This is a genomic window from Streptomyces sp. SS7, assembly GCF_037993025.1.
Classification (GTDB): Bacteria; Actinomycetota; Actinomycetes; order Streptomycetales; family Streptomycetaceae; genus Streptomyces.
In genome coordinates, this window is record NZ_CP141223.1 from 6,844,088 (window position 1) to 6,860,718 (window position 16,631).

Sequence of the window (16,631 nt, forward strand, 5' to 3'; positions counted from 1 at the left end):
TGTTCGCAGTTCGCATTCACTCCCGGATCCGCTCGCAGTCCTCGGCGGCCGCGCCTGTGAACACGGGTGCCCTCCCGGTCGTCGTGGCGAGGGCACCCGGCGTACGACGTTCTGTTACGGGGGTCAGGCCGTGGCGGTGGTCTGCCGGGCGGACGGCCCGCGCTTGCCGGGCGAGCGCCTGGTGATCAGCCGGTCCAGGCTCAGCGCGCCGGAGCCGGTGAAGACCAGCAGCAGGAAGGCCCAGCAGAACATCGCGGAGGGCTCGCCGCCGTTCTCCAGCGGCCACAGGGCCCCTGGCTGGTGCACCTTGAAGTACGCGTACGCCATGGAGCCCGAGGCGAGGAACGCGGCGGCCCGGGTGCCGAGGCCGATCAGCACCAGGACGCCGCAGACCAGCTGGATCGCGGCCGCGTACCAGCCGGGCCAGGAGCCCGTGTCGACGGTGCCGCCGTCCGTGCCGACGGCGCCTCCCAGGATGCCGAAGAGGGAGGCGGCGCCGTGGCAGGCGAACAGCAGGCCCACGACGATGCGGAAGAGCCCTAACGCATAGGGCTGTGCGGTGTTGAGGCGAGCGGACATGGTGGGGGGTGCTCCTTCGGTGTCGGGTCGGTGGGACCGTCCTGATGGGGCACGGCGGACGGTCCGTCGATGGGACGGCGGTACCGAACGAGCGATCAACGCTAGGCGCACCTAATCAATGCTTTCAAGTTCAACATTGAGCCATGGCCCGGGCCCCGTCCGGGGCCCCCACTCCGCCGTCGCCGCACGTAGGGCTGCTCTGGCCACCGCGTCCGCGTCCGAAAGCGTGACCGAATCCACGCCCGGACGGGCTCCCGCCGCCGTCACCCAGTGCACCCCCTCCGTGGGCACTCCGAAGGCGAACCTCCTTGCATGCGACCGACCTTGACGGTCTATCAGGTGATACGGCCGCGGTGTCACGTCCAGTCCGCCGGTGACATGCCCGTCGACGGTGTGGGGCCGGCACCCCCCGGTCTTCAGCAGCCGGGCCAGCAGGACGTCGGCGGTGCGGCGCAGCTCCGGTTCCGGCAGCCGGGCCTCGACCAGCGTGGTCACCCGGACCGCCGAGCCCGGCACCTCGGGGGAGCGGGCGACCCAGGCCCCGCCCTCCTCGCGCACCTCCAGGCGCGGGCCGAGCACCTCCACCACGCCGGCCTCGATCAGCGCGGTCAGCTCCTCGACGCGGCGCCGGGGCGGCCCGATGGACAGGAAGGCGTTGAGCGGGGTGTACCAGCGGTCGAGGTGGTCCCGGCGGGAGGCCCCGGCGAGCCCGCCGTGGTCGACGACCAGCCGCAGCTCGTTGCGCAGATCGCGCAGCACGTCCAGGGCCGCCTTCAGCGGGCCCGCCACGTTCCCGCGCGCCGCCTCCCGCGCGTCGCGCCGCAGATGGGCCAGCAGCCACTCCCGCCACTGGCCCGGGTGCGCGAACCGCCGTTCCGCGTACGGCCGGGAGATCCGGTCCCAGCTCCAGCGGTCGGCCTCCGCCACGCCGAACGCGTCCAGGACGAGGGCCTCCCCGGGGTCCCGGTGCGGCACGGCCAGGAACCGGTCGGCGAACTCCGCCCGGCCCGTCAGGGCCGTGTAGTAGACCGTCTCCACCTCCTTGGCCACCAGCGGCCAGACGTCCGCCAGGAAGTCGGGCGCCTCCCCGGAGTCCGCCCGCTTGCGCAGCCCCGCGATCACCTCCGGCGTCAGCACCACCGGGAGGTGCCGCCCGTAGGGCCCCTTCGCGTTGTCCCCCCGAGCCTGGTACGGGACCCCGCGCCGCGACCCGGCGTGGATCCGGGGCTCCCGGCCGGACGGCACGTAGCGCAGCCCGCCCGCGCCCGGGCCGCGCTCCGCCCGGACGAAACGGCCGCCCCGCCCCGTCGTCAGCAGGGCCACGTGGTCGAAGAAGTTCAGGCCCAGGCCGCGCAGCAGGACCGGTTCGCCGGGGGCGACGGCGGAGAGGTCGACGTCGGCCGGGTTGGCGGGGGCGACATGGCGCAGGCCGTGGCGTTCGGCGTAGGCCGCGTGGCGCTGCTCGGCGCCGTCGGAGACCAGCGGCAGATGGCCCTGGGCCAGGACGACGGCACAGAGGCCGAACAGGACCCGGCCGTCGTCGAGGGTGAGGACCTGACGGCCGTCGGCCGCGTCGTCCAGGCGCACGGCACGGGCCGCGTGCGTCTCCACACGCACGGAGGGCGGCGCCTCGCGCACGGTCCGCGCGAACACCCACTCCAGGTAGCGGCCGTAGTGGGCGCGGGTCGGGTACGCGTCCGGGTCCAGCGTGCCGCCCGCCCACTCGTGCAGGCTGGGGCCGGGGCGGATCGGGCCGGCGCAGTCCACGCTGTCGTCGGTGAACAGCGTCACCTGCGAGGCCACGGTGTTCATCAGCAGCTCGGGCGACTGCGTGGTCCGCCACACCCGGCCGGGCCCCGGCGGATCGGGGTCGACGATGTGGACCGTGAGCCGCACCCCCGGCGGGAGGAGGTCCGGCGCGGACGCGCAGAGACGTTCCAGGACGCTGGTCCCGCGCGGCCCGGCACCGACCAGGGCGAGGGCGACGGACACCGTCGGCGCTTGCGCTTCCGCGTTCACTGATGGCAAAGGGATGACTCCCGGGCGTGTGGGGCGCGATGGAGTGGACCGTCCGCGTGCGGTACTGGAGGCGGACGGTCCGCCTCATCATGCCGCTGGCCGTCACAGAAGCCAACGCGGGCCCCACCGGCCCCAGTTGTCGCGGATGACCCTCATCGGGAGGTCAAGTCGGACTCCTCCACCGTGGTCAACCCGCCCTTCGCGCGCGCCTGTTCCAGCTTCAGCCGGGCCGAACGGCCGTGCAGGGCCAGGGTCATGAGCTGGTTGCCGAACCAGGGCCCGCCCGTCTTCCGCCAGGAGACCGGCGGCCGGGCGCAGCCGCCGTGCCCGGCGAACCGCCGCCCGAGCGCCCGGGCCACCGCGCTCCAGCCGAACCGGAAGCCGACCCGGATCGACAGCGGGATCGAGTTGTGCACCGGAGAGCAGGTGAGCTGCAGCACGCGCGCGTCCGGGCCGCTGCCGCCGCTGCCGCCGCTGCCGTCGCTGCCGTCGCCGTCGACCTGGCCGCCGCTGCCGTCGACCTGGCCGCCGCCGGTGCCGGGCCACCGCGGCTCGGCCACGTACGCGTGGTGCACATCACCGGAGAGCACCAGCACCGTCGCCGGCGCGTCCGGCCCCGAGCCGGCCTCGGCGATCAGTTCCGCCAGCGCGGCGAAGGACGCGGGAAAGGCCGCCCAGTGCTCCAGGTCGGCCGCCCGTCGCAGCCGCTCCCCGAACCGTGCCCAGCGCGCACCCCGCTCGCCCCGGCACAGGGCCGCGTCCCAGGCCTCGGCGTCGTGCACCAGATGCGGCAGCAGCCAGGGCAGTGAGGTGCCGATGAGGAGATGGTCGTAGGAGCCCCGGTCCTCGAGGGCCTGCTCGCGCAGCCACCGGGCCTCGCCGGGGTCGAGCATCGCCCGCGCGCCCTCCTCCAGGACCCGGGCGGCCCGGGTGTCCACCATCAGCAGCCGCACCCGCCCGAAGTCCCGCCGGTAGCTCCAGCGCACGGACGCCGGGTCGGCGTCGGCACGGCAGGCGAACGCGCGCAGGACGTCGGTGGCGTCCGGGGTGGCGCGTACGGCGGCGTAGAGCGGGTCGGTGGCCAGTTCGGCGGGGGAGAGGTTCCCCAGGTGCTGATGGACCCAGTACGACATCAGGCCGCTCAGCAGCCGCTCCCGCCACCAGGGCGTGGCCCGCAGGTCGGCGAGCCAGGCGGCGGAGGTGTTCCAGTCGTCGATGACGTCGTGGTCGTCGAAGACCATGCAGCTGGGCACGGTGGACAGCAGCCACCGCACCTCGGGGTCGAGCCAGGACTCGTAGTACAGCCAGGTGTACTCCTCGAAGTCCGCGACCTCGGCGCCGGGCGGGTCCGCGAGACCCCGGCGGGCCCGTATGCGCTGCTTGACAGCATCGGAGACCTCGTCGGCGTACACCTGGTCGCCGAGCAGCAGGAGCGCGTCGGGCCGTTCGGCGGCCGGGTCGGCGGCGAGCCGGGCGGCCAGGCTGTCCAGGGCGTCGGGGCCGACCGGGTCCTCGGCGCCGGCCGGGGGCGCCGCCCAGCGGCAGGAGCCGAAGGCGACCCGGACGGCGCCGCCGTCCCCGGCCGGGGTCCGGATGGCGGAGGGCGGGAAGCGGGAGTCGGGCGGCGGCCACACGGGGCGGCCGTCGAGGAGCACCTCGTACGCCGTCGTCGTCCCCGGCGTCAGACCGTTCACCGGGACCAGGGCGTAGTGGTGGCCCGCCACCTGGAAGGTGCGGGCCGTGCCGCCGGCGCCGTCCGCGCAGCGCACCTCGGCGGCGCACGGACGGCTCGCCTCGACCCAGACGGTCGCGGACGAGGTGTCGGCGTATCTCAGCAGGGGGCCAAGCCGCAGTCCGGCCACGGGATCACTCTCCTCCGTCGCCCCGTACGGTACGCAGCGGCGGAGGAGTGTGGGGAGGGCCCGGCACCGGTCGTTCGGTCGCCGGCCCGCGTCGCCGGCCCGCGTCAGCAGCTCGCGAGGTAGCTGGTGAGCGCGGACTTCTCGGCGGAGTCGACGGACAGGTCGTAGTAGTACTTCACCTGCACCCAGGCGCGCACGTAGGTGCAGCGGTAGGAGGTGAGGGACGGCATCCACTCGGCCGGGTCCTGGTCGCTCTTCGACTGGTTCACGTTGTCGGTGACGGCGAGCAGCTGCGGGCGCGTGACGTCGTTGGCGAACGCCTGGCGCTGGGCGGTGGTCCAGGCGCTGGCGCCGGAGTCCCAGGCCTCGGCGAGCGGCACCAGGTGGTCGATGTCCAGGTCGGAGGCGGCGGTCCAGGTGGCGCCGTCGTAGGGGGAGTACCAGCTGCCGCTGGTGGCGGTGCAGGCGGAGTTGGTGACGACGTTCGTACCGTCACGCTTGAGGATGTACTCGCGGGTGTTGCAGGTCCCGCTGATGGTGATCCAGGTCGGGAACAGGTCGCGGCTGTAGCCCGTGCGGTTCTCGGTCGCGACGGTGAGCGAGGCGAGGTAGCTGCGGGCGGTGGCCGCGCTGACCGGGGTGGGGAGGGCGGCGGAGGCGGTGGGGGAGTTGAACAGCGCGGCGGAGGCCAGGAGGCCGGTGAGCGCCGCGAGTATGCTCAGGCGTCGACGCGCGTAGAACTTGGGCATGCGAACTCCCTTGAGGAGCGGGGGTGTCGGGGGGCGGGCGAGGGGAATGCTCGTCGCGCCGCATTGCGGGGAGATGTGTGCGCGGTAAGAAGTTAGTGACGAGTACATGACACGACAAGGTTTACGACGAAACGATCTCTGCCGCTTCCTCGTACACTGGGGGGAGCAGAAGGGGAGTAGCTCTTCGCCGGACCGTCGACATACTGCTCAGCTCGTCTGAGCCGGCGCCCGGAGGCAGGCCCGTTCCCGGGGCCGGCCAGCGAGACCTTCGGCAAAGCAGTGCACATCCGTGCCCGTCGGCACGGATGCCGTGTGCTGCCGTGCCGAGGTGTCATTGCTCGCGAAGTGCGCGGACTCTCGGTGGGGCAGCCCCCGACCGATTGAGGAACCTTGATCAGCTTCACCGTCACGGCGGTCGTCTTCGGCGTCGTCTTCCTGGCCGAGCTGCCCGACAAGACCGCGCTCGCCGGTCTCGTCCTCGGCACCCGCTACCGCGCCTCCTACGTCTTCGCGGGCGTCGCCGCCGCCTTCGCCCTGCATGTGGCCCTCGCCGTGGCGGCCGGCAGCGTGCTCACCCTGCTGCCGCAGCAGATCGTGCACGCGCTGACGGGCGTGCTGTTCCTGGGCGGCGCGGCGGTGCTGCTGTTCCGGAAGGACGAGGGCGAGGAGGAGGTCCGGCGGCCGGAGAACCAGTCCTTCTGGAAGGTCGCGGGCGCCGGGTTCATGCTGATCCTGGTCGCCGAGTTCGGCGATCTGACGCAGATCATGACGGCCAACCTCGCCGCCCGCTACGACGACCCCCTCTCCGTCGGCCTCGGCGCGGTGCTGGCGCTGTGGGCGGTGGCCGGACTCGGGATCGTCGGCGGAAAGGCGCTGATGAAGCGGGTGCCGCTGAAGCTGATCACGCGGATCGCCGCGCTGCTGATGCTCGCGCTCGGCGTGTGGAGCCTGTGGGAGGCGATCGCGGGCTGAGGCGGGTCTGCCGGGTGTCGGGCGGGCGCGGGGCCGGGCGTCGAGCTGAACGCTCGGTGAACGCTTTCCGCGGCGGGTGGCGGTGGGCGCCCCTTGTTTTGTACCGTGGGTGAACAAAGTGGCTCCCGCTCGTTTTCCCTGACCGGCGGGCGGGGCCGCCTTGTCTCGTACGACGCTTTCGTGGGGAGCTGCTCATGCCGGTCCTGTCCGCCCGTGCCCTGCTGCTCGACATGGACGGCACCCTGGTGAACTCCGACGCCGTCGTCGAGCGCATCTGGCGGCGCTGGGCCGAGCGGCACGGGCTGGACGGCGACGAGGTCATGCAGGTGGTCCACGGCCGCCAGGGGCACGCCTCGATGGCCGAACTGCTGCCCGGCCGGCCCATGGAGCAGAACTTCGCGGACAACGCGCGCATGCTGGCGGAGGAGACCGCCGATCTGGACGGTGTGGTGCCGGTGCCGGGCGCACCGGAGTTCCTCGCCTCCCTGATCGCGCAGGGCGTGCCGCACGCGCTGGTCACCTCGGCGGACGTACCGCTGGCCACGGCACGGATGGCGGCGGCGGGGCTGCCGCTGCCCGCGCTGCGGATCACGGCGGAGTCGGTGGGGGCGAGCAAGCCGGACCCCGAGGGCTTCCTCAAGGGCGCGGCCGAACTCGGGATCGCACCCGGGGACTGCGTGGTGTTCGAGGACTCCGGGGCCGGCATCGAGTCCGGGCGCGCCGCCGGAATGCGCGTGGTGGGCGTGGGCGCCCGGGCCGGACTGCACGGGCCGGATGCGGTGGTGCGCGACCTGCGCGAGGTGCGGGTGGAGCGGGGGGAGCCGGGGGCGGGCGGGGTGCGGATTCACGTGGGCTAGGGGGTGTTGCGAAAGTCCTGTGCGGTGCCCGCGGTGTCCGGTGCGTGCTCTGGGGGTCCCCCCGGCCGAAGGCTGGGGGAGTGCCGGACGAAAGCCCTCGTACTGGACGTACTTGGGGTTTCGGCCGGTGCGGCGAGTGGGGGTGCCCCCTCCGGGGAGCGTGCCGGGCGCCGTGGGTGCTGTGCGGGACTTTCGCAACACCCCCCAGTGCCGTGACCGGAAGGGTTTGCCGGGAAGCTCGCGGCGTCCGGTGCGGGTGAGGTCCGGCCGTTTTCGCTCGGGCCTGATGATCGCTCGGGTCCGGCCGTTCTCGCTCGGGTCCGGTGGTCGCCGCGGGCCCGCCGTTCTCGCGCCGACCCGGTGATCGCCGTGGTCCCCTCGCTCTACGGCTCCTTGGTTTCCGACTCCAGGCTTGCCCTCGTTGCCGCGCCGTAGACGCCCAGCTCGTCCTCCTGGAGGCCGCGAGTCCACTGGTAGGTGCGCACGGCGGTTTCCACCTCGGTGGTGAAGGTGCCGTTCGCCTCGCCGTCGTAGAGGGACAACTGGCCGAGCCGCAGCTGGAGTTCGGTGACCTCGTCACCCTTGTCGCCCAGCCGCAGGACAGGCGTGACGATGGTCTGCCGGCCGTCGTCGGCCTGACGGTCGGCCCCGATGGTGGCGGTGGCGCGGGCCGTGGGGACCGTCGTGCTCGCCGTGGCCGAGGGTGCGGCCGAGGGAGAGGCGCTCGACTCCGCGGGGGTCGGCGAGGGGCGCTCGCTGTGCGCGGCCGGCGGCGGGGCGCTCGACTCCGAGGGGGAGACCGAGTCGCGCGGGGCGGACGTGGAGGGCGCGCTCGTCGCGGAGTCGGGCACGGAGGCCCGTACGTCCTCCGGGGCGGCCCCGTCCCGCGTCGGCTTCTCGTAGGTGAACAGACCGCTCGCGAACCCGGCCGCGGCCACCACCGCCACGGCGGCACCGGTGGCCGCGATCACCAGGGCACGCCGTCGCCGCCCCCGCACCGGCTCCTCGTCCCCCGGACCGGGCCGGCCCGCCGCCTCGGCGCCACCGGGCTCACCTGCCGACGGACCCCGCCGGAACGGCCGCGGCCCGGGCACGATCCGCTGGAGCCGCATCGTTGCGTCGGACGAGGCGCGCCCGGCTCCCGGCGGCGCGGTCCCCTCCGCGCCCGGCACCGCCCGCAAGGGCATGGTCGCCTCGACGGCGTTCCCCGTCCCGGCCCGTCCGGCCCCCGGCCGACCGGCCGTTCCCTCCAGCTCGACGTACGGCCGTATCCGCAGCGGGTCGAAGTCCTCCGCCGCGGCCGCTTCCGCCGTACGGGTGTCGCGCAGGGCGTCGGACGCACGCCGGGCGCAGGTGCAGGACGGGGTGTTGTCGGGTGCGCGCAGCGCCCCGCACTCGGGGCACGGGTGCCCGTGCGGCGGCCCCGGTCGCCCCGGCCAACCCGTCCGATCGCTCACGTGTTCGTTCCTCCCCCTGAGAACTCCCGAGTCTATGCAGATCCTCCACACGGCCGACTCGGCCCGCCCGGGAATGCCGCGTGCCGTCGGGTTTTCCCTCGGTGCCCGCGAGGACTCGGGAGGCCATAACCGGTCACACCGATCACGATGGACATGGCACGACAGCCTCAGGAGGTATCCATGGCCTTGGACGCGCACAGCAGGACCGCGGATCCACGTGAGGAACACGTGTCCGGAAACGTCCTCGTCTCCATCGGCGCCCTCCTGCTCGGCATGCTCCTCGCCGCCCTGGACCAGACGATCGTGTCCACCGCCCTGCCCACCATCGTCAGCGACCTGGGCGGTCTCGAGCATCTGAGCTGGGTCGTCACCGCGTACATGCTCGCGTCGACGGCCGCGACCCCGCTGTGGGGCAAACTCGGCGACCAGTACGGGCGCAAGAAACTCTTCCAGGCCGCGATCGTGCTCTTCCTCATCGGTTCGGCCCTCTGCGGAATGGCGCAAAACATGCCCCAGCTGATCGCCTTCCGGGCGCTCCAGGGGCTCGGCGGCGGCGGGTTGATGGTGCTGTCGATGGCGATCGTCGGCGACATCGTCCCGCCCCGCGAACGCGGCCGCTACCAGGGCCTGTTCGGCGCGGTGTTCGGCACCACCAGTGTCCTCGGCCCGCTGCTGGGCGGCCTGTTCACCGAGCATCTGAGCTGGCGCTGGGTGTTCTACGTCAACCTGCCCGTCGGCGTCGTCGCGCTCGCCGTCATCGCGACCGTCCTGCACATCCCGCGCAAGGGGACCCGGCACGTCATCGACTACCTCGGCACCCTCCTCATCGCCTCCGTCGCCACCTGTCTGGTCCTGGTCGCCTCGCTCGGCGGCACCACCTGGGACTGGGCCTCGCCGCAGATCGTCGGACTCGCGGTGCTCGGCGTCGCCCTCGCCACCGTGTTCGTGGCCGTGGAGCGGCGGGCCGCCGAACCCGTCCTGCCGCTCAAGCTCTTCCGTATCCGCACCTTCACGCTCTCCGCCGTCATCAGCTTCATCGTCGGCTTCGCGATGTTCGGCGCGCTGACCTATCTGCCGACCTTCCTCCAGGTCGTGCACGGCGTCTCCCCGACCATGTCCGGGGTGCACATGCTGCCGATGGTGGCCGGGATGCTGCTGTCGTCCACCGGCTCCGGACAGATCGTCAGCCGCACCGGCCGCTGGAAGGTCTTCCCGGTCCTCGGCACCGGCGTCACCACGATCGGCCTGCTCCTGCTTCATCAGCTCGACGAGAACAGCTCTACGGGCGAGATGAGCACCTGCTTCTTCGTCTTCGGGCTGGGGCTCGGCCTGGTCATGCAGGTCCTCGTCCTCATCGTGCAGAACGCGGTCGCCTACGCGGACCTCGGCGTCGCCACCTCCGGCGCCACCTTCTTCCGCTCCATCGGCGCCTCCTTCGGCGTCGCCGTCTTCGGCACGGTCTTCGCCCACGGCCTCGGCGACAAGCTCACCGACGCGTTCCGGGGCGCCGACCTGCCCTCCGGTCTCTCGGTGCGGGGCCTGGAGTCCGACCCGCGCGACATCGCCGGCCTGCCCTCCTCCCTCCAGCCGCAGGCCCTGCACGCGTACGCGTCCGCCATCACCGACGTCTTCCTGTACGCCGCCCCCGTCGCCCTCCTCGGCTTCGTCCTGGCCTGGTTCCTGAAGGAGGACCCGCTGCGCGGCTCGGTCACCGCGCCCGACGTCACCGAGACCCTCGCCAGCAACCCCGTCGAACGGTCCTCCTACGACGAGGTGTGCCGGGCGCTGTCCGTCCTCGGCACCCGCGACGGCCGCCGCGAGGTCTACCGCACGATCACCGCCCGCGCCGGACACGACCTCCTGCCGGCCGCGAGCTGGCTGCTGCTGCGGATGAAGCGGTACGGCAGCGTCGAGCCGGGCGTGCTCGCCGAGCGGACCACCGTCCCCTTCCCGGTGGTCATCGAGGCCGCCCGGCAGGTCGAGGAACGGCGGCTCGCCGTACGTCAGGGACTGGACCTGCGGCTCACCCCGCGGGGCCGCGAGGTCGCCGAGGACCTGGCCCGGGTACGGGAGCAGTCGCTGGCGGAGCTGCTCGGCGACTGGTGGGGCCCCGACCGGCCCACCGACCTGGTGCAGCTGGTCAGGGAGCTCAACGACGAGCTGTGCGGCTCCGACCGCGAGCAGCCGCACGAGGGACGGCCGGAGCCCGGGATCAGATGAGCCGCCTGGTGAACCAGTGCTCGGCGTACGGGTCGTCGTTGTGCCGTGCGGTCTCCGTGTAGCCCAGCCGCGCGTACAGGGCCCGTGCCTCGACCAGGTCGCTGCGGGTGTCCAGGATCATCCGGGTGGCACCGAGGGCGCGGGCGGCGTCCTCGGCGGCCCGCACCAGCAGCGGTGCCCCGCCCTTCCCGCGCAGCCCCTCCCGTACGAACACCCGCTTCAGCTCGGCGGTCGCCGCGTCGAGCAGCAGCACGCCCGCGCAGCCGCCCGGCTCACCGTCGTACCGCCCCACCAGCAACCGGCCGCCCGGCGGGGTCAGTTCCGCCCAGGTCCGGGCGGCGATCTCCCGCTCCAGCTCGCCGGGGGCGGTGCGGTGGCCCTCGTGCAGCAGGTACCAGCGGTCGCTGACCTCCGTGTAGTACTCCCGCCAGAGGGCGACGGCGACGGCGGAGTCGGCGGGTTCCGGGGCTACGGTCCAGGTCATCCGCTCATTCTGCGGAGACCGTGCGCGGGGCGCGCAACCCGTTTTGCCCAGCCCCCGGAGCGCACCCGTTTGGGAGGGGTTCGACGGGCAACCCGGAACGAGAACCGGCCCGTGGGGCCGACACACCGGAAGGCAACCATGTCCACAGGCGTGATCATCGCTCTGATCGTGGCCGCGGCGGCCGTCGTCGCCGTGGCGGCGATCCTGGTCGTGCGGGCCCGGGGCGCGCACGGCGGACGGAGCCTGAAGCAGCGCTTCGGGCCCGAGTACGACCGGGCCGTGGCCCGGCACGACGGAGACGTCAAGGCGGCCGAGCGGGAACTCGGCGGGCTCGTGGAGCGGCATGGCGGGCTGCGTGAACGGCCGCTGGAAGCCGCCGAGCGCGAGCGGTTCGAGAGCCGCTGGACGGCCGCGCAGGAGCGGTTCGTCGACTCCCCGCGGGAGGCGGTCGCCGAGGCCGACCGGCTCCTCGCCGAGGTGGCCGGCGCCCGCGGCTTCCCGGACGGCACCCGGTACGAGGACCAGCTCGCCGCGCTCACCGTCCACCACGCCGACCACGTCCACGGCTACCGGCGCGTGCACCGCGCGGCGGCGGGGGCGCGGGCCGGTGTCGGGGGCGGCGGGGGAGCCGCCGTGGCGGACCCGACGTCGGTCGAGCGGCACAGCTCCGCGCCCGGCACGGAGGACCTGCGGGCCGCGATGGTCGAGGCCCGCGCCCTCTTCGACGACCTGCTGGGCCGGCCCCGCCGGCACCGGCGCCAGACGAAGGAAGCGTGAGACGCGATGACCGACATGAGCCAGGACGCCTCGCGGGAGGCGCGGGACGCGCAGGACGCGGAGAACCGGCGGCCGCTCACCCCGCTGGAGAAGGCACGGGCGGCGGTGCGCTCCCGCACCACCGCGCCCGCCCCGACGGACCGGCGGTCCGAGACGGCAGGTTCCGGAGGGACAGCAAGGACGGCAGAGACGGCAGAGACGACGACGGGGACGGGAGCGGCCAGAGGGACCACTGGGACCGCCGGGACCGCCGGGACCGCCGGGACCGCCGGGACCACGAAGGCGACCGAAGGGACCTCGCCCGCGCGGGCCGAGGCGTTGCTGCCGCAGGAGGAGTGCGACGAGCTCGCCTCGCGGATGCGGCACGCGGTCGTCGGATTCGTGGACGGACCCCGGGACGCCGTCGCGGAGGCCGACCACGTACTGGAGGAACTCGCCGAGCGCGTCACCGACGCGGTGAACCGCCGTCGCCGCACCCTGCGCGGCTCGTGGCAGCCCGCAGACAGGGAGAGCGAGGCGACCGCACCGGACACCGAACAGCTGCGGCTGGCCCTGCGCGACTACCGCGAACTGTCGGAGCGGCTCCTGCACGTCTGATCCGTCGCCCGATCCGTCGCCGCCCGGCGCTCCCGCCACTCCCGTACGACCGCTTCGACGTCGTACGGCTTCATGCCCAGCGGGGGGCCGGGCGGTGGCTTGAACATCATGTCCCGGAGCTTGACGTTGACGTCCGTGATGATCTTCCGGACGATGCGCTCCGAGGGCGCCGCGTACGCCGCCGCGAGGGCGTCCTCCGCCTCCTTGCGCAGGGCGAGCGTCGGAGGCAGCACCGACAGCCCCTCCCGGGCCATCTTGCCCTTGATCCACCACAGTTCGTCGTACGTGGTGTCGGTGCCCGGCGGCAACGGCTTCCCCGCGCCCGGCAGTTGATCGAACTCCCCACGCCGTTCGGCGTCACGGATCTGTTTGTCGACCCACGACTCGAACGGGACACCCGGTGGCTTTCGCTCGGTCATGCCTCCATTGTGCCGGACGTGACCGGGCCGGGCGATTTATCATGCCGCCGCTGTGCAAACACTGTTCAGCGGCTTTTCCAGTCGTCATCCAGCCGTCGCGTCACGGCTTCATGAAGGAGCGCATGTGCTCGAACTCACCATGGCCACCGTCTCCGGGACGGAAGAGGGTGCCACGGCCGGCATGCTCATGGCCGACGCGCCCAGTGACCCGGGCGCCGTGCTGCGGGTGGGCCGGGACAAGTCCGTGTGCCGTCTCGTGACGCCCGAGGACTGGCTGTTCGTCTCCCGGGTGCACCTGGAGTTCCTGTGCGGCCCCGAGGGCACCTGGCAGGTCTCCTGGCTGCGCGGCTCGCAGGACGAGCCGTCCTCCGAAGTGCGGCTGCTCGTCGGGGAGTACGCCCAGCAGGTCGCGTACGGCGGCACGGTGCCGCTGCCGCGCGGCGGCTCCGGTGAGATCGTCGTCGTCGACCGCACCGGGCCGCGCAGCGTCAACGTGGGCTTCTACCACGAGATGTAGCCGGTCCCCGGCCGCCGGAGGGGCTACGCCAGGACGCGGGCCAGCGCGAAACCGTCGTAGCCCTTGGCCCCCACCGTCTGGACCGCGGTCCCGCTGAGCCGGGGGTGGGAACCGATCAGTTCGATCGCGGCGCGGGTGCCCCGGACGTCCCCTTCGGTGCTGCCCGCGTCGACCACCCGGCCGCCGCGGACGACGTTGTCCACGACGATCAGGCTGCCCGTGCTGGTGAGTCTCAGCGCCCATTCCAGGTAGTGGGGGTTGTTGGCCTTGTCGGCGTCGATGAAGACCAGGTCGAACGGCGGCGGGTTCTCGTCGGCCAGCCGGGGCAGCGACTCCAGGGCGGCGCCGACCCGCACCTCCACCACCTTGTCCAGGCCCGCGCGGGCGATGTTGCGGACGGCGACCTCCGCGTGCCGGGGGTCGTACTCCAGCGAGATCAGCCGGCCGTCGGCGGGCAGCGCGCGGGCCAGCCAGATCGTGCTGTAGCCGCCGAGGGTGCCGATCTCCAGGATCGTCCGCGCGCCCTGGATCTCGGCGAGCAGCTGGAGCAGCTTGCCCTGGTTCGCCGTGACGTTGATGCCGGGGAGTCCGGCGGCCTCGCTGTCGCGCAAGGCGGCCGAGGTCACCTCGTCGTCCGGGGCGAGGTGGTCGGTGAAGTAGGCGTCGACGGCCTCCCAGACCTGCGACTCGCTCATGCGCTCTGCCTCCCGTGTGCCTGCGACTGGTCAGAACCGTTGACCGGTCCTGTCAACGCGCCCCGCCGCGCCCGGGTTCCCGCCCAGCGGGCCCGCTCCGTTTTCCCGCCCCACGAATTCACCCGTTCGGCCCAGGCATCACCGGGAGGGTGAAGGGCTTCGGGGGCGTGGGGGAGTGCGGGGGCGTGCCGGGTGGGCGTGCGGCGGCGGCGTGGGTCTCGTGCGCGGTCGGCGGCCGGAGCGGCGGGGGAGGAGGCGACGGGGGATTCTGCCGGCCCTGCCCCGGAAGGACTCGTTGAGACCACTGCGACCACTGCGACCACTGCGACCACTGCGACCACTGCGACCGACGCGACCGCTGCGGCCGTTGCGCGGACTGCGCGTGACGCGCGGCCGCCCGGGGCTGCGCAACCGGCTGCGGGACGGGCGGCATGGGCGGCATGGGCGGCATGGGGGGAACGGGGGGAACGGGGGGCGCGGTCGGCCTCGGGGGCCCGCCGGGTGCGGCGGGGTGAGCCGTGGGCATGGGAGGCACCTGAGGGACACGGGTCGCGGTGGGGCGGGCCGCGGGCATCGGGGGCACCTGAGGGACACCGGCCGCGGTGGGCCGGGTGCGGGGCACCGGAGACACGACCGAGACGGCCCGCCGCCTCGACCACGCCCGAGCACCGCCCCACCACCGCACCACCCTGCCCACCCCGAAACCAGCCACCCCGCCCGTCCCTGCCTCGTCCGACATGTCGCTCGGAGCCCCGTGCATCGGCCCGCCGGGGGCCGCACCTGGTGCTTGACCAGGAGTCCCGGCCTGCCCCGCCCGGGGCGCCTCGCCCGGCGTTTGACTCGGAGCCGGGCCCGTCGCGCCGCCCGGGGCGGTACCCGGGATCCGCCCAGGCGTCTTGGCCTGCGCCGCACCGGGCGTTCCGCCGAGATCCGCCCGCAGGGTCTCGCCCGGCCTCCGGCTCGCAGCCCCGGCCATCGCCCCGTCCGGGCCCGTACCCGGCACCCGACCGGGCGTCCCGCCCTGCGCCCCCCGGGAAGCCCCGTCCGTCCCCGCCCCGGACGCCCCGCCCGCCCCCGCCCCGGACGCCCCGCCCGCCCCCGCACCGGGCGCCCCACCCAGCCCCGCACCAGACACTCCCTCCGGTACTTCCCCCGCTGCACCAGACACTCCCTCCGGCGCCCCGCCCCCGCCTGCCGCATGGTGCCCCGACGCGTGGCGTGGGCCCGGTTGGGGGGATCGGTGGGGGTGGCGTCTGCGGAGGGCCAGGGTGATCGACGCCGCGGCGGTCGCGACGAGGCCGGCGATCACCGTCAGGAGCCACACCGGTATGCCCAGCACCCTGAGCAGCCGGTCCTCGTAGATCGCCTGCCGGAACGTCGTGTCGGTGGGCGCCCGGCGCAGCTCGTGGTCCCCCGAGATCGTCGCCGGGCGCGGGAACTCCTGGGCGACGGCCGTCAGGAACGGCGTGCCCCGGGCCAGCTCACCGAGACGGCCGCCGGCCGAGGCGCCGACCCGGCCCGCGAAGGTGACGCGGGGCCGCTCGCCGCCGATCCGGGACGCCGGTTCCATGCGGTGCGCGGCGAGGACGTAGAGGCCCAGCGACTGCGGTGCGGCCGCGAGCCGGGACGGCCACATCGGGTAGACGGGGGCGTCGGCCGCGAAGGTGACGCGCAACGGCTGGAGCTCGCCGCCGAGGACCCCGCCGGCGGTCTCGGGAGCCAGCTTGACGGCGACGTACTCCCACCGCCGCTCGGCGTACGGCCGTAGCGCGCTCTCCAGGCGGGCCGGGAGCGCGAAGCCGTTCGCGCTCAGCCAGCCGCCCAGCGCCGCGGGATCGGCGGCGGTCAGCCGGGCCACGTCGAACGGCCCGAGCCGCTCCCGTCCGACCACGCCCACCTCGCTGCCGCCGCTGCCTCCGCCGTTGCCGCGCGGCGGGCGCGGCGGGCCGCCCCGGCCGTCCCCGGCGGTCAGCGGCCAGTCGCCGTCCTGCGGCCAGAAGTGGGTGCGGGTGCGCTGCACGGGGGCGGTGGCGGCGGCCAGCTGGTCGAACAGCTCCGCGTCCCCGAGCTCCACCGTCGCCGCGTGCGGAACCGGCATGATCCAGGCGGCCCGCTCGGCGTCGCCGCCGACCCGCAGGCTCATCACGATCTGCTCCTGCCTGCCGTCCCAGCGCACCACGGACACCTCCCGGCCGACCGCGAGCTGCCGGCCGTCGGCCGGGACGAGCGCACCGCAGGCGCAGGCGTGCGCCGGCGCGACGAGCGAGCCGAGCTGGAGCGCCAGCAGCGCCAGGAGGACGGCGAGGACGCGAGCGTGCGGCCGTGCCCCGACGCTCCGCCGCTCCGCGCGCGCTCTTCCGCGCTCCCTCGGTGAACCGATCGTGCCGACCAAGCCGCCCATGTGCCGCAGCCCTCCGTGGGTCCGTC

General features: G+C 74.0%; 15 protein-coding genes. 6 read left to right on the top strand and 9 right to left on the bottom strand.

Annotation, left to right across the window (positions count from 1 at the left end):
• Positions 1-123 precede the first annotated feature (123 nt).
• The 4 genes from U5640_RS31480 to U5640_RS31495 form a co-directional block, all read right to left on the bottom strand.
• The gene (locus U5640_RS31480; protein WP_340380075.1) at positions 124-579 is read right to left on the bottom strand and encodes a DoxX family protein; all 456 of its coding nucleotides are present in this window, start codon (positions 577-579) and stop codon (positions 124-126) included.
• Between the two features lie 111 nt (positions 580-690).
• Positions 691-2,598, bottom strand: a complete 1,908-nt coding sequence (locus U5640_RS31485; RefSeq protein ID WP_340380076.1) for an FAD/NAD(P)-binding protein — start codon at positions 2,596-2,598, stop codon at positions 691-693.
• Between the two features lie 152 nt (positions 2,599-2,750).
• A complete protein-coding gene (locus U5640_RS31490; RefSeq protein WP_340380078.1) occupies positions 2,751-4,460 on the bottom strand; it encodes an alkaline phosphatase D family protein in 1,710 nt (569 codons plus the stop codon).
• A 104-nt stretch (positions 4,461-4,564) separates the two neighbouring features.
• Positions 4,565-5,209 carry an HNH endonuclease family protein gene (locus U5640_RS31495; RefSeq protein WP_340380080.1) on the bottom strand — a complete coding sequence of 215 codons (645 nt, stop codon included), beginning with the start codon at positions 5,207-5,209 and terminating at the stop codon, positions 4,565-4,567.
• Between the two features lie 390 nt (positions 5,210-5,599).
• Between U5640_RS31495 and U5640_RS31500 the strand changes: the two genes are divergently transcribed.
• Both U5640_RS31500 and U5640_RS31505 read left to right on the top strand, forming a co-directional pair.
• Entirely contained in the window at positions 5,600-6,181 is a 582-nt protein-coding gene (locus tag U5640_RS31500; RefSeq protein WP_340380082.1) for a TMEM165/GDT1 family protein, read from the top strand.
• Positions 6,182-6,375: 194 nt separating this feature from the next.
• Positions 6,376-7,038 carry an HAD family hydrolase gene (locus U5640_RS31505; RefSeq protein ID WP_340380084.1) on the top strand — a complete coding sequence of 221 codons (663 nt, stop codon included), beginning with the start codon at positions 6,376-6,378 and terminating at the stop codon, positions 7,036-7,038.
• Between the two features lie 383 nt (positions 7,039-7,421).
• Here the strand turns inward: U5640_RS31505 and U5640_RS31510 are convergent, their stop codons facing one another.
• Positions 7,422-8,495, bottom strand: a complete 1,074-nt coding sequence (locus tag U5640_RS31510; protein WP_340380086.1) for a peptidoglycan-binding domain-containing protein — start codon at positions 8,493-8,495, stop codon at positions 7,422-7,424.
• 153 nt (positions 8,496-8,648) lie between these two features.
• Here U5640_RS31510 and U5640_RS31515 point away from each other — a divergent pair, with 153 nt between their 5' ends.
• Positions 8,649-10,715 carry an MFS transporter gene (locus U5640_RS31515; protein ID WP_340380088.1) on the top strand — a complete coding sequence of 689 codons (2,067 nt, stop codon included), beginning with the start codon at positions 8,649-8,651 and terminating at the stop codon, positions 10,713-10,715.
• Here the strand turns inward: U5640_RS31515 and U5640_RS31520 are convergent.
• Positions 10,708-11,199, bottom strand: coding sequence for a GNAT family N-acetyltransferase (locus tag U5640_RS31520; protein ID WP_340380090.1), 492 nt, complete (start codon positions 11,197-11,199; stop codon positions 10,708-10,710). The two genes, U5640_RS31515 and U5640_RS31520, sit on opposite strands and share 8 nt — an antisense overlap.
• 138 nt (positions 11,200-11,337) lie before the next feature.
• Here U5640_RS31520 and U5640_RS31525 point away from each other — a divergent pair, with 138 nt between their 5' ends.
• Both U5640_RS31525 and U5640_RS31530 read left to right on the top strand, forming a co-directional pair.
• A complete protein-coding gene (locus U5640_RS31525; protein ID WP_340380092.1) occupies positions 11,338-11,976 on the top strand; it encodes a hypothetical protein in 639 nt (212 codons plus the stop codon).
• A gap of 6 nt (positions 11,977-11,982) precedes the next feature.
• Positions 11,983-12,573, top strand: a complete 591-nt coding sequence (locus tag U5640_RS31530) for a hypothetical protein (RefSeq protein ID WP_340380094.1) — start codon at positions 11,983-11,985, stop codon at positions 12,571-12,573.
• On the opposite strand, the gene U5640_RS31535 is transcribed toward U5640_RS31530, so the two are convergent.
• Positions 12,537-12,992 (bottom strand): DUF1992 domain-containing protein, encoded by a 456-nt coding sequence (locus tag U5640_RS31535; RefSeq protein WP_340380096.1) that lies wholly within the window; start codon positions 12,990-12,992, stop codon positions 12,537-12,539. The genes U5640_RS31530 and U5640_RS31535 overlap by 37 nt on opposite strands.
• Positions 12,993-13,116: 124 nt before the next feature.
• Here U5640_RS31535 and U5640_RS31540 point away from each other — a divergent pair, with 124 nt between their 5' ends.
• The gene (locus U5640_RS31540) at positions 13,117-13,509 is read left to right on the top strand and encodes a hypothetical protein (protein WP_340380098.1); all 393 of its coding nucleotides are present in this window, start codon (positions 13,117-13,119) and stop codon (positions 13,507-13,509) included.
• A 23-nt stretch (positions 13,510-13,532) separates the two neighbouring features.
• Here the strand turns inward: U5640_RS31540 and U5640_RS31545 are convergent, their stop codons facing one another.
• Positions 13,533-14,204, bottom strand: coding sequence for an O-methyltransferase (locus tag U5640_RS31545; protein WP_340380100.1), 672 nt, complete (start codon positions 14,202-14,204; stop codon positions 13,533-13,535).
• Between the two features lie 118 nt (positions 14,205-14,322).
• Positions 14,323-16,605 (bottom strand): DUF2330 domain-containing protein, encoded by a 2,283-nt coding sequence (locus U5640_RS31550; RefSeq protein WP_340380102.1) that lies wholly within the window; start codon positions 16,603-16,605, stop codon positions 14,323-14,325.
• Positions 16,606-16,631 lie beyond the last annotated feature (26 nt).

Coding starts and splice junctions, on each gene's coding strand:
- U5640_RS31480 (WP_340380075.1), bottom strand. CDS start 579: ATGTCCGCTCGCCTCAACACCGCACAGCCCTATGCGTTAGGGCTCTTC.
- U5640_RS31520 (WP_340380090.1), bottom strand. CDS start 11,199: ATGACCTGGACCGTAGCCCCGGAACCCGCCGACTCCGCCGTCGCCGTC.
- U5640_RS31515 (WP_340380088.1), top strand. CDS start 8,649: ATGGCACGACAGCCTCAGGAGGTATCCATGGCCTTGGACGCGCACAGC.
- U5640_RS31535 (WP_340380096.1), bottom strand. CDS start 12,992: ATGACCGAGCGAAAGCCACCGGGTGTCCCGTTCGAGTCGTGGGTCGAC.
- U5640_RS31545 (WP_340380100.1), bottom strand. CDS start 14,204: ATGAGCGAGTCGCAGGTCTGGGAGGCCGTCGACGCCTACTTCACCGAC.
- U5640_RS31530 (WP_340380094.1), top strand. CDS start 11,983: ATGACCGACATGAGCCAGGACGCCTCGCGGGAGGCGCGGGACGCGCAG.
- U5640_RS31495 (WP_340380080.1), bottom strand. CDS start 5,209: ATGCCCAAGTTCTACGCGCGTCGACGCCTGAGCATACTCGCGGCGCTC.
- U5640_RS31550 (WP_340380102.1), bottom strand. CDS start 16,605: ATGGGCGGCTTGGTCGGCACGATCGGTTCACCGAGGGAGCGCGGAAGA.
- U5640_RS31505 (WP_340380084.1), top strand. CDS start 6,376: ATGCCGGTCCTGTCCGCCCGTGCCCTGCTGCTCGACATGGACGGCACC.
- U5640_RS31525 (WP_340380092.1), top strand. CDS start 11,338: ATGTCCACAGGCGTGATCATCGCTCTGATCGTGGCCGCGGCGGCCGTC.